This window comes from Chryseobacterium panacisoli (assembly GCF_008274625.1).
In the GTDB taxonomy this organism is placed as follows: Bacteria; Bacteroidota; Bacteroidia; order Flavobacteriales; family Weeksellaceae; genus Chryseobacterium; species Chryseobacterium panacisoli.
The window spans coordinates 100,411-112,932 of sequence record NZ_VTRU01000008.1; the positions used below are offsets into that span (position 1 = coordinate 100,411).

9 protein-coding genes and 1 tRNA gene are annotated in these 12,522 nt (G+C 35.8%); 5 read left to right on the top strand and 5 right to left on the bottom strand.

Annotation, left to right across the window (positions count from 1 at the left end; all coding sequences use genetic code 11):
• The first annotated feature begins 1 nt into the window (after window position 1).
• From clpX to FW781_RS21405, 5 genes are all read left to right on the top strand, one after another.
• The gene (gene clpX / locus FW781_RS21385; protein ID WP_149389279.1) at window positions 2–1,189 is read left to right on the top strand and encodes an ATP-dependent Clp protease ATP-binding subunit ClpX; all 1,188 of its coding nucleotides are present in this window, start codon (window positions 2–4) and stop codon (window positions 1,187–1,189) included.
• Between the two features lie 74 nt (window positions 1,190–1,263).
• Window positions 1,264–3,240, top strand: a complete 1,977-nt coding sequence (locus tag FW781_RS21390) for a T9SS type A sorting domain-containing protein (RefSeq protein ID WP_149389280.1) — start codon at window positions 1,264–1,266, stop codon at window positions 3,238–3,240.
• Between the two features lie 5 nt (window positions 3,241–3,245).
• The gene (locus tag FW781_RS21395; RefSeq protein ID WP_149389281.1) at window positions 3,246–3,461 is read left to right on the top strand and encodes a signal peptidase; all 216 of its coding nucleotides are present in this window, start codon (window positions 3,246–3,248) and stop codon (window positions 3,459–3,461) included.
• A gap of 61 nt (window positions 3,462–3,522) precedes the next feature.
• On the top strand, window positions 3,523–4,815 hold the full coding sequence (locus FW781_RS21400; RefSeq protein WP_149389282.1) for a TlpA family protein disulfide reductase: 1,293 nt from the start codon (window positions 3,523–3,525) through the stop codon (window positions 4,813–4,815).
• A gap of 44 nt (window positions 4,816–4,859) precedes the next feature.
• A tRNA-Met gene (locus FW781_RS21405) sits at window positions 4,860–4,933 on the top strand.
• Window positions 4,934–5,338: 405 nt separating this feature from the next.
• On the opposite strand, the gene FW781_RS21410 is transcribed toward FW781_RS21405, so the two are convergent.
• The 5 genes from FW781_RS21410 to FW781_RS21430 form a co-directional block, all read right to left on the bottom strand.
• Window positions 5,339–6,637, bottom strand: coding sequence for an HlyD family secretion protein (locus tag FW781_RS21410; RefSeq protein WP_149389283.1), 1,299 nt, complete (start codon window positions 6,635–6,637; stop codon window positions 5,339–5,341).
• 45 nt (window positions 6,638–6,682) lie between these two features.
• Complete coding sequence (locus FW781_RS21415) at window positions 6,683–6,877, bottom strand: bacteriocin-like protein (protein WP_149389284.1); 195 nt, start codon at window positions 6,875–6,877, stop codon at window positions 6,683–6,685.
• Between the two features lie 60 nt (window positions 6,878–6,937).
• Window positions 6,938–9,133 (bottom strand): peptidase domain-containing ABC transporter, encoded by a 2,196-nt coding sequence (locus FW781_RS21420; protein ID WP_149389285.1) that lies wholly within the window; start codon window positions 9,131–9,133, stop codon window positions 6,938–6,940.
• A 188-nt stretch (window positions 9,134–9,321) separates the two neighbouring features.
• Window positions 9,322–10,836, bottom strand: a complete 1,515-nt coding sequence (locus FW781_RS21425; RefSeq protein ID WP_149389286.1) for a vitamin K epoxide reductase family protein — start codon at window positions 10,834–10,836, stop codon at window positions 9,322–9,324.
• 729 nt (window positions 10,837–11,565) lie between these two features.
• A complete protein-coding gene (locus FW781_RS21430; RefSeq protein ID WP_228720255.1) occupies window positions 11,566–12,522 on the bottom strand; it encodes a DUF3810 domain-containing protein in 957 nt (318 codons plus the stop codon).

Sequence of the window (12,522 nt, forward strand, 5' to 3'; positions counted from 1 at the left end):
TATGAACTCAAACCAATGTTCTTTCTGTGGCAGAAAAAGAAATGAAGTACAGATGCTGATTTCTGGCCAGAATGGTTTTATTTGTGAAAATTGTATAGAGCAGGCGCACGCTATTGTAAAAGACGGTGCATCCAAAACAGGATATTCACCTGCCGACAGTATGGCTGAACTTAAAAAGCCAAAAGAGATCAAAGAATTTCTTGATCAGTATGTAATTGGTCAGGATCAGGCAAAAAAACAGCTTTCTATTGCTGTATATAATCATTATAAGAGATTGCTCCACGCTCAGGACGAAAACAGAGAAGTGGAACTTGAAAAGTCGAACATCATCATGATCGGGGAGACAGGAACAGGGAAAACGCTGCTGGCAAAAACGATCGCCAGAGAACTGAATGTTCCTTTCTGTATTGTAGACGCCACTATTTTAACAGAAGCAGGATATGTAGGAGAGGATGTTGAAAGTATTCTGTCCCGCCTTCTGATGGTAGCAGATTATGATGTGGAAAAAGCTGAAAAAGGAATTGTTTTCATCGATGAGATTGATAAGATTGCAAGAAAATCAGACAACCCAAGTATCACAAGAGATGTTTCCGGAGAAGGAGTGCAACAGGGATTACTGAAACTGCTGGAAGGGAGTATCGTCAATGTTCCGCCGCAGGGAGGTAGAAAACATCCGGATCAGAAATATATTCAGGTGAATACTCAGAACATTTTGTTTATTGCCGGTGGTGCTTTTGACGGAATTAAAGAGATTATCGAAAGAAGAATGAACAAGCAGGCGATAGGGTTCAGTTCTGAGAAAATCAATAAAACAGACGAAGACGAATATATATTAACAAATATTAATGCAATTGATCTTCGTACTTTCGGATTAATTCCGGAACTTTTAGGAAGATTTCCAATCATCACTTACCTCGATAAACTCACGAAAGAGACTCTGGTAAGAATTATGAAAGAGCCAAAAAATTCAATTGTGAATCAATTTGTGGAACTTTTCAAGATGGATGGTACAGATTTGGTAATAACAGATGGTGCAATTGAAAGAATCGTAGAGGAAACTATTGAAAAAGGATTAGGCGCAAGAGGGTTGAGAGGTACTACCGAAAAAGTTCTAGAAGACTATATGTTTTCAATAGGAGAGGACAAAGAGATCATCTTGACAGAAGATAATGTTTTGATTAATAGATAAAATATTTTTTTTTTAAGAAAAATAATAATACCTTTGCGGGTGAAGATTGTATTAACACACAAATAATTTATACAATGAGAAAAAGTTTATTTGCTATAGGTCTTTTAGCAATTAGTTATTCTGTTCAGGCGCAGATACTATGTCATGTTGACACTAATGCTAATATGTATGTGAGCGAAGGCACCCTAGTTTATAGCGGTGGAGGTGTACAGACAAAAGGTAATGGTCTTTTGGACGTTCATGGAAATATCATGGTTGTAGGATCTGGTACTGATAGTTTTAAGACTATTGATGCTGCCGGTGCTGATAAGACAGATGGTGGAAATATCATCTTAAGACTTAATACTCCTGCTTCTTTTGCGACTTCCACGTATGGTCAGCTGTACATTGACGGATTATCCCAATCCAATATTTCAGGTGTTGTCACCAAAGAATACAGAACTACAAGTAACGGTAGCGGTAATTATTTCCAGCAAGTTGCTTTGCCTTTCTCTGGTAAAGCTTTCAATTCATTATCTGCTGAAGTTGGTAAAACTTTCAATACTGGAAGATATGACAATCCAATTCTTAAGTGGGATAATGCTAATGCTGTTTCAATTACCACTTTGAATCTAGCTCCTACCTCAACTACTTGGGATCCTTCAGGTTATTATATGCTTAAGGTTAAAAATAATGACTGGAATCCAAGTGCTCCTGCAACAGGAAGCGTATTCAATATTAACGGAAAACCATATGCGCCATATGCTGGGACTGTATCTTTACAGAATGCAGGAAAATCCAACATAGGAGCATCTAACGTTGTATTCGGAACTAATGGTAATGCTCTAAACCAATACAATGAGAAGTACAATACTTATCTTGATGATAGTTTTGAGTTTACTACGAACGCATGGTCTGGAACATTCGGTCAGAATTTTTACCAGTTCGGAAACCCTTTCCTTACCAATTTAGATTTAGCTAACATTGGATATACTGAAAGTGTTACAGGATCTGATGGGAATGCTGTGAAAAATATCTGGGGTATTGAATATGACCCAGGTACAATTGTTACACTTCCTAACGGTTCTACTTATGCTACAGGTTCTCAGGTGGTTACTTTTATCCCTACCGGTGACGGAGTTGCTCCGGCAATTGGTGATGTGGATAAAATGGTAATCAAACCTATGCAGTCATTTAAAATGAAGTTAAGAGACAATACAGCTCAGACTTTAAATTTTAATACACTGAGAAGATTCAAATCTACTGCAAGAGCAGCAGGTATCAACTACGATGTAACAGCAGCTAAAACAGGTAGTGGTAAAACAACCAATACTGTAAAACAGCTTGGTGTAATCGGTCTTGATGCTAATGGAAAAGAACTTTCCAGAACATATTATGTTGTTTCTCCAGCATTAACATCCGGTCACCAGATTTCTGCAGCAACTTCTGTGCAGGCTTCAGCTGGTAAAAATATCATCGGTACTTTTGAAGAATCATTGAATGGTGGGTATGATAATAATTATACTAACTATTGGTTATATATTAACGAAGCTAATGAAAGTAACTTCCAGGGTAAAAATGTTAAGTTAGTTAACTACTACCTGGATCAGGTGAAATCTTATAAATTCGAGATCAGAGAAAATGCAGAGCTAATCCCTGCTGGTGTACACCAATTATCTTCAGGAATCGGGTTCTATTATAAAGCCGAAAACGGAAATTTAATAGAAGCTAAACAAGGAGATGTTGTAGCGGTAACAAATGAGGAAGCTAATTTGTATTATGGAGAACCAAGTAATATTACTTTAGCAGTAGATAAAAATACAGCTACTGCGTCAAGAACACTTGTTGTGTATGATCCATCTATTACAAATTACATTGTAAGATTCGATCCAAAATGGAAAAAAGCAGATATTCAAGTTTATGATATGAGCGGTAAACTGGTAATCTCTAAAAAAGCGGTTGATGCATCCAGAGATTTTGTAATCGAGCTTGATGGCTCAGTTAAAAATTCATACGTTGTAAAAATCGTTTCTGATAAGGGAGAAACTGTTAACACTAAAATCTTAAAATAAGCCACATGAAAACTATTAATAAACTAGTATTAGCTCTTTTTCTTTTTGCTGTAACTTTAGCAAATGCAGCCCCACCACAACCAGCGCCAACAGGAACTGGAAACGGAGGGAATGGTACCGGAGCACCTGCACCCATTGATATGTACGTATATGTACTTGGTATTGTAGCAATCGCATTTATTGTTTACTTTACAAAAAAGTATAAGAGCGTAAAAGCATAAAATTTTATTAAAATAATATTAAACTCTCTGATTAATCAGAGAGTTTTTTTATTTTTACTCTATGAAAAAGATTTATACGCTATCCGCAGTTTTGGCTGCACTTGCTCTGCAGGCTCAATTTACAGTTACCATTCAGACTCCGGCAGACTTTAAAGATCAAGACGCTATTCTATATACATTAAACGGTTCAAAAGATATTATTGTTACCAAAGAAAAAAGTAAGAATAGCACATGGACATTTAAATACCCAAGCAGTTATATGGGAATGATGAAAGTCTATTTCCCGGGCTCTAATAATACCGTAAGCTTTATTTCTGAAAATAAAAATGTCAACTTTAAACTGGATATCCAGAATAATAAAGTTAAAGATGTTATTTATCTGGATGAAGCAAATAACCTGATGAGTAAACAGCAGGAAGGTTCACAAAAGAAAGAAGTTATTTTGCCGGCTTTAACACAGATTAAAGAGTATTATAAAGATAATACAGACTTTGGAAAAGCATTGAAAATAGAAATCGATAGACTTTCCGGTACTTCCAGTTCTATTGATGCGGCTCAGCATCCGTTTATTACTTATTATAATACGAATTACAGTAAATTTATTTCTCCTTCACAAGATGCTACCAAAAAAGTAGATCAGGAGGAAATCATCAACTTTCTGGACAAGTCAAATGATATGCTGGAAACTTCATCATTATTAAGACCAGTGTTAGTATCTTATCTGAACTCCGGAGGAAATACCAATGTCGTTGCTTCTGTTGATAAGCTGTTAGACCGATTAAAAGTGGAAACTCCAAGAGGACAGACTGTTTTATCAGAACTGATCGATATTTTTGATGTATATGAGATGGATGAGTACAAAAGCAAATATTTGTCACTTGCCAAAAATCTTAAGTGTACCATCACTGACAGACTTGCTTCTACATTGAAATCGAATGCTAACATTGAAATGGGAGCTGCTTTTCCTAACTATAAGTTCCAGTCACCTGTAAATACTACCGCAAAGTCATTATACGATATAAAGGCTGATAAAAAGGTTATTGTATTTTGGTCATCCACATGCTCACACTGTGAAAGTGAACTTCCTAAACTTCTGGAAAAATACAATGATCTGAAATCAAAAAATATTCAGGTTGTAGGATTTTCTTTAGATGTTGACAAAAATTCTTATACTAAAAAGATTGCTGCATTTCCTTGGGTGAATGACTCTGAATTGAGAGGATGGAACAGCAGTTACACGGATATGTACAATATTCATGCAACTCCGACCTATTTTATTTTAGATGCTAACAATAAGATTATCAATAAACCAGATCATGTTGGAGATGTTTTAGAATATTTTAAGGTAAAATAATTTTGGAGGTAAAGAAATATTTTCTATATTTGCACCACCAAAAAGGCGAGGTAGCTCAGTTGGTTAGAGCGCAGGATTCATAACCCTGAGGTCACGGGTTCAATTCCCGTCTTCGCTACAAAAAACCGCAATCATTGATTTAATGATTGCGGTTTTATTTTTTAGAATAACTGCAAATTTATCTTTCCATTTCTTCCCAACCTTTTCATTTTCTAAAATTATCGTCTTTCAATAGACAATTAAGGGAAATGTCGAGTTTTCGATCTTGTCATATTTTTATGGGAATGTTTATAGAGAAGGTTATTGTTTTCCTTGTATTTGCTTTCTTACAGCCTTTTTTCGACTGATCTGTTTATTTATGATATCTCAACTCTCTTCGCGGAATAAAGCCTTTCAATCAATGAGCAGTACTACTTGATTTTTTGTAAAATATCCTTGAATGCAGGCTAATCCAAAATATCATTATAAAAGAAGCCGTTTTACAATCTGTAAAACGGCTTTTATTTTTTATCTAAGTTCTTTATCAGACCTGATATCCAAGCAACTTTCTGATTTGATAGAAGAATCTTTCAATCAATCGAAGATCCTGTGTTACGATCTCTGCGCTTCCTCTAAGTTCTTTATCGAATGTAAGCGTTTTGTTGTAGCTTGTTTTTAATCCTTTGGGTAAAATAACATCTACATAATAATTTCCTTTATCATCGGGAATAAGAGAAATATTCTGCACTTTTCCTTCGATGATACCATATTCCTGAAACCGGTAGTTATCTAGCTTGATCAGTACTTTTTCACCTGGAATTATTTTTCCTGAGTTGGTGGTAGGAACAGACATTCTGCCTACCAGCTGCTCTTTATTTTTAGGGAGAATAGAAAGAATAGGCTCACCCGATTTTACAAACTGATTTTCGCCAAAAAACTGCTGGAAACTGGCTACACCATCTGTAGATGATATAACAAGATAATTCAGTTCCCATTGTTTCAGTGATTTTCTCAATTGCTCAAGAAGCTGCAACGTTTGTGAAGAGTAGGTAATTCTGTCTTTTTCTGTGTTAATGGCAGTTCCGCTTTTCGTTTTATTAAGATTGGAGATCCCTTCATCCATTTGTGATATGGAGATTTTAAGATTTTCAAGATTTTGCTGGGCCTGAAGATATTTGATCTTTTCATTTTCAAGTTCCATAGCAGAAATAACTCCCTGGTTGAAAAGTTCCTGAGACCTGTTGAAGTTTTTCTTAGTCAGATCATATTTTATTGATTCGAGGTTTTTCTGTTGTTTTAAGGTCGCAATTCTTATACGGTATTCAGAAATACTCTGATTGGCTGCAAGGTCTTCCGGAGCATAAGGCCGTAATCTTGTAAAAAGAGCTTCATCCTGAAATCCTTTTGCAAAACTGTTGTATTCGCCCTGTAATTCTCCCAATTTGAACCTTGAAGCCTGGGCAAGAGGGAAGCTATATAAATTATCAGGAGTAATAGAATCTATCAGTTTTTTAAGCTCTAAAATATCCTTATAATTGGCTGCTGACTGCATGACCATCAGAACATCATTCTTTTTAACTTCCTGATGATCTTTTATGAATATTTTTTCAATTTTGGAACTTGTCCTTGCTTCGATCTTCTCCGGAGGATTCTGCGAAGTTACAATAATAGGTGCCGGTACAAATTCCGGATATTTTATAATGTAACTCATCAAGAGAATCATCAGGAGAATAATAAATATAACGGTATTCCCCCAGCGGATCATCCAATGCGGGGGCTGGGTAAGAATATCCTGTACGCTTTCTGAGCGGAGTTCAATATTGTCTAAAACGTCTTCTTTCATTTTTCTAAGATAAAATCTCCCCCAATATTTCAGGGGGAATATAATTTAACCAAATGGGCAATTCCCGTCATACCATTCCGGTGCTGAAGTATCTGCGTCCGGAGGGCATTCGAAATGATGTCTGTGGCATGGTACCCAAATTCCCAGGCACCAAGACCCGCAACAGTTGTTGCCTGGTAAGACAACACCACCGCTGACAGCTGTCAGTTCTTTTCTCGAAAGTTTTTTGAGATTTTTCATGATTAATATTAGTTTTTGTTTTTCCTACTCTATATGCTTTTCGGTTCCGCTATAGGTTTGCTAGCTTCCTAATTCAAGCTGGTTTCTTACAAGTCTGTAATATTCTCCTCTTAAATCTACAAGGTCTGCATGGCTGCCTTCTTCTACAACTTTCCCCTGATCCAGTACAATGATTTTATCTGCATGTCTTACTGTAGAAAGTCTGTGGGCAATAACCACTGCTGTCTTCCCTTTGAAGAACTGCTCAAGGTTTTCCATGATTACTTTCTCATTATTGGCATCCAATGCTGATGTTGCTTCATCAAACAAAATATACTCAGGAGATTTATAAACAGCTCTTGCAATGAAGAGTCTCTGTTTCTGGCCACCGCTGACACCAACACCCTCATTCCCGATTTTCGTATTATAACTTAATGGAAGGCTTTCAATAAATTCTTTAATGTTGGCAATTTCTACAGCACGTCTCAGTTTTTGTTTGTCAATATGATCTTCACCTACAGCAATGTTATTGGCAATCGTATCGTTGAATACATAGCCTTCCTGCATTACTACTCCGCAATGATCTCTCCAGTATCTTGGCGAAATATTCTTCATATTGGTACTTCCGATTCTGATTTCACCCTGGTCAGGATCATAAAACTTCATTAACAGTTTCAACAGGGTTGTTTTTCCGCTTCCACTGGCTCCCACAATAGCTGTAGTCTGCTGATAAGGGATCGTAAGGGTCAAATTTTCAAAAACCGGAACATCAGAACCAATATAACGGAATGACATATCTTTGATCTCAATGTCTTTCTTTGGAACATCTGTGACGTACTGCTCATTTTTATCCTCCTCATCATCTTTATCATGAATTTCCCCTAATCTTTCAAGGGAAATCTTAGCATCCTGAGTCTGCTTGATAAAGTCGATAAGCTGAAGAAGAGGGCTGTTTAGCTGTCCAATAATATATTGTACAGAAAGCATCATCCCTAACGTAAGGTTTCCGCTTAAAACCAGCTTTGCAGAAAGGAAACTTACCAGAATATCTTTCATCTGGTTGATAAAGTTACCTCCAACAGACTGCCATTGTTCTAATGAAAGAGATTTTATTCTGATTTTAAACAGTTTTACCTGAAGGAATTCCCAGTCCCATCGTTTCTGTTTTTCAGCATTATGCATTTTAATTTCCTGCATACCGTTGATAAGCTCAATCACTTTACTTTGTTCCTGAGAGACCTGAGAGAACCTTTTGTAATCAAGCTCCTTTCTCTTTTTCAGGAAGAAACTGATCCAGCCAATATACAATACCGCCCCAACAAGGTAAACAATGAATAATCTGTAATCATAAAACAGCAGAACAATACTGAAGATAATAAGATTCACCAGTGAGAACAAAGTGTTTAATGATGAGCTGGTAAGCAGCTGCTCGATTCTGTGGTGGTCATTTATCCTCTGCATGATATCTCCGGTCATTCTCGTATCAAAGAAACTTATCGGAAGTCGCATGAGTTTGATAAAGAAATCGGAGATGATGGAAATATTAATTCTTGCTGAAAGATGGAGAAGAATCCAGCTTCGTATGGTTTCAATTCCCATTCTTCCAAGGAATAACATAATCTGTGCAAGTAAAACCACATAGATAAAATTAATATCCTGGTTCTGGATCCCGACGTCTACAATACTTTGGGTAAGAAAAGGGAATATCAGGGATAATAAACTTCCTCCCAGAAGCCCTATGGCCAGCTGGATGACAAGTGTTTTGTATTTAAGGAGATATTTGGAAAGAAACGTAAAGCTGGCCTTACTTTCTTCAGCATCAAATTCGGTCTGGAAAAATGCAGGAGTTGTTTCAAGAATCAGAACAATTCCTTCTTCTGTATTTTCGTTTGCATTTTCTCCGATCCAGGATTTGATAAACTCTTCTCTTGTATACGTGATCAGTCCATAGCTGGGATCCGAAATATATACTTTGTTCTTTTTGTCAATTTTGTATACAACAACAAAATGGTTTTTATTCCAGTGTGCTACACAAGGAAAAGGAACCTCTTCTGTGAGGGTATTGAAATCTATCTGGACTCCCATTGACCGGAATCCAAGATTTTCTGCCGCATCGCTTAGCCCAAGAAGGCTGCTTCCCTCACGTGTTGTTTCGGAAAGATTACGAATCTGCTGCAGGGATATACTTTTACCATAATACTTACTTACGATCCTGAGACATGTAGGGCCGCAGTCTTTGGTATCTGGTTGCTTATAAAAAGGAAACTTTTTTTTCAAAACTACTACTCATTATAAAATGCCGCCAGCGGGTGACGACATTTACTTTAATTCAATTATATTTCAATGAAATGGTAAACCACAAATAGTCCCATTTATCAATGTTTTTCTGCTCTTTTACACCTTATCAGATGTTATTTTTGTTTTTCCTAAGATAGTGAAATTTTCAAATGGATGGTATTTATTTACTAAATCTCATCATCTTCTATTAATTCATCAATAAAAAACAAAATATCTTCGCGATCATACTTGTCAGGGAATTGGTATCCGTTGATGATAAAGATTGGGGTGAAGTTTAATCCTGCATTACTGTTTTCAGCAGACATCTCTACTAATGGATTCAGGTTTTCCGATGTTGTATTTCCTCCGGAAAGGGCATTTATTTTGCTTTCGTCCTTAGTTTCAAACCATTCTTCTACAGCGTGCAGAAATTCCTTCTCAGGCTTGTTATGGTAGATATGAGTTAAGTCTGAAATAAGCTGTGTGTATTTTTCTGGAGCTCTTTCGGGGCTGTAATTGAATCTCATCTGTAAAGAGATATTATCAGGGTATTTTTCCAAAAGGCCTTCTGCCAGCTTATGAGCATCTTTACAGAAACCACAATATGGATTGGATATGATAGAAATACGAAGTTTAGCATCTCTTTTCCCGACAGCAAAAGTCTCAGTATCCTGGAATTCAATTTTGGGATTCTGTTCCATCTGGTTTTTGAACAGCTCATAATTTCTTTTGAATCTAAGGTTTTTCGCATTAGATTTTTGGAGAGCCTCTTTTTGTTCAAGAAGTGTATTGAAGTAAATAACAGCAGAGAATACCAGAGCCCATAAAATGACAGTTAATAAAAGTGTTCCTATACTGAAAGACAGGTTTTCGAAAAATAAACTGCTTACAACTATTTGTGCTGCAAGGATTGAAATAATCAAAAGACATACTCTGCAAAACGTTTTTTCTACAAAAGCCTGAATGTATAGAGAATACCCTATTGCAAGTACAGAAACAAAGGTGAATCCTTTTACTATATAAGCTGTAGCCGGTAAAAATAATCCCAGCACGGTAAGTCCTGCAAAATAGATCAGGGAAAAGTCTGCAAATTTTAACCCTAAGATACTGGTCTTATCCTGCTTTATAATTTTATCACATGAGTTGACTGTCTGGCTGGCAGCTGTACCTCCGCCACCACATATACTTCCGATTACGGTAGATGTATTCCCGAATTTCTGATTGAAGATTTCCAGTGAAATATAGACTCCAGCCAGGGAAAGAAGATTGAATAGGGCTTCATAAATAGTCTGGCTTATAAATGAATAGGCGAGAACAGCCGCGAAAATTAAATAAAGAACCGGTTTAAAATTGAAGGCCAGTTTATTTTCTGTCTTTTCTGCCTTTTCAAACAACAGTACAAAATCAGTTGATTTGGTATAAAGTTCTTCTTTACCGAAGGTTTTTGCTTTTTCTGAATATACTGAATAATTGCTTCCTGACTTTTTTACGAGTGAAAATGAATTTTCAACAATAGCAATAAATTCTTCCGGAAGTTCGTCCCAATATTCTTTGTCAAGTTCATAAGCGTCATTTTTCACCCCCATAAAGTTGAGCGTGTCACTGAAAGCCAGTGCAGATGGATAATTGGGATGTGAGTTGAACTGGAAAATGAATTCCTGTTTATCGAGTTTTAGGTGGTTAATTAGTCTGTCAAAAATCATGTTAATATTTTTATCTAAAATACACAGATGTTTTAAATATACAAAAAATTTTTTCTTTTATTAGTGAGATATAAGCGACTGTTGGTAGATTAGATTTGACTTTCAATATTTTATTTCACAAAATAGGACTCCAAACTGAATCCTGAAATATGATATTTATAATAAAATTCTGCGGTTTATAACTGTTTTAGGGTAGAAGTATTATTTGATACAACATAAGTTTTGGCTCAGACTACTGAATTTTTCAAATGGTATAGTTTACATTAAATTCCTGCGGAAAGCAAGAGGACAGATTAGAATAATAAAGGCTATTATTTTTAATCAAAAATCTTGAAATTTTTGGTATAAAAATATTAGAAATATATATGAAATAAAGCGGATAACTCCATTTTTTAAAACTACAAAAACCGGGTAAAAATAGAATGTTTTTTATTTAAACAAATGTTTGATTTTGTAAATATTTAATAGGTTATATGGGGTTGGGTGGTGTTTTTTGTATTAAATAGCACTTTTAATTATGATCTGTAAGGTCGTAGTATGAACTCAAAAAAACTTAAAAAATCATAAAGTTTTCATAAAGTTTTAAAAAAGGATAGAAATGTTTTTGTATTTATAAAATATGTCGTACTTTTACATCGCCTTGAATGAGGGAACAAGTCAAGGTAATAAATTTTTTTTCATCATTTGTGTTTTTAGAATCGTATCGCCTGATACGATTCTTTTTTTTATTTATTTTTCATAGTTTAAAAGAAGATCTATAAAGTAGGAATAGGTGACAGAACCTTCCTGTTGATTGCTTTTCAGGAAGAGGTTGTTGGTGTACCCAAAAAAATCATCCAGCCAGCCCTGATGACTGAGCACAAAATTCTTTTCATGCATCCGGTCTCTTTTCATCGCAGGAGAATATTGATGAAGAACATTCTTTACGAACTCAGGATCTTCCTCTACAATAAACCTTAAAAGGCTTTTTAAAGTAAAAAACTCAGTACTGTATCTCAACTCAGGATTACTGGAATGAACGCCTATTAAATATCCCACAAAATTAGCCTCCTGCTCTCTGGCGAAACCCAGCTGATGAGAAGTTTCATGCGCCGTTGTGAAAGGGATGAATGTATGAGGCAGTTCAGAATTATATTGAGCTTCTGCAGTGAAGGGGTTGTAATACCCCAAAATGCCCGTAAAGCTCATTACATTTTTGAATAAACTTGGTTTGATATCCAAAATCTGAGGGGCTTTTTTATTCGAGATATAAGAAGGCAGTTTTGACTGTTGACGCAGGATTTCCTGTTGTATAGAATCAAGATTTGTAATGATGAATATTCCTTTACTATCTTCCCGGACAGACTGTCTGGTTACCCTACATTTTTCAAGGTAAGAAAGAGCCAATTGTTTGGCCCTTTTCACATCAGGTTCTTTCTGGCTTGAAAGCTTCTTGATAATAGGAGTCTGGAAATACAGCATTCCCCAAAAAGCCTGATAGATAAAGTAGAAAATATTGATGATAATCAGAATTTTAAGCATAGAGCCATGTCTTCGCTGTTTCCTGAATAGGCTGATGCAATAATACAAAAGGAAAACACCCAATACAATATATATAAGATCCCCTATAGAAAATGGAATCCAGCTGAACAATGCCTGGTGCGTTTCTTTCTGAAGTTCAAAAAAGCTTTCAAAAAACGAGATCAT

Bases quoted from the DNA above. Each gene is read 5' to 3' on its own strand.
- clpX (WP_149389279.1), top strand. From the start codon at position 2: ATGAACTCAAACCAATGTTCTTTCTGTGGCAGAAAAAGAAATGAAGTA.
- FW781_RS21390 (WP_149389280.1), top strand. From the start codon at position 1,264: ATGAGAAAAAGTTTATTTGCTATAGGTCTTTTAGCAATTAGTTATTCT.
- FW781_RS21395 (WP_149389281.1), top strand. From the start codon at position 3,246: ATGAAAACTATTAATAAACTAGTATTAGCTCTTTTTCTTTTTGCTGTA.
- FW781_RS21400 (WP_149389282.1), top strand. From the start codon at position 3,523: ATGAAAAAGATTTATACGCTATCCGCAGTTTTGGCTGCACTTGCTCTG.
- FW781_RS21410 (WP_149389283.1), bottom strand. From the start codon at position 6,637: ATGAAAGAAGACGTTTTAGACAATATTGAACTCCGCTCAGAAAGCGTA.
- FW781_RS21415 (WP_149389284.1), bottom strand. From the start codon at position 6,877: ATGAAAAATCTCAAAAAACTTTCGAGAAAAGAACTGACAGCTGTCAGC.
- FW781_RS21425 (WP_149389286.1), bottom strand. From the start codon at position 10,836: ATGATTTTTGACAGACTAATTAACCACCTAAAACTCGATAAACAGGAA.
- FW781_RS21430 (WP_228720255.1), bottom strand. From the start codon at position 12,522: ATGATCTCGTTTTTTGAAAGCTTTTTTGAACTTCAGAAAGAAACGCAC.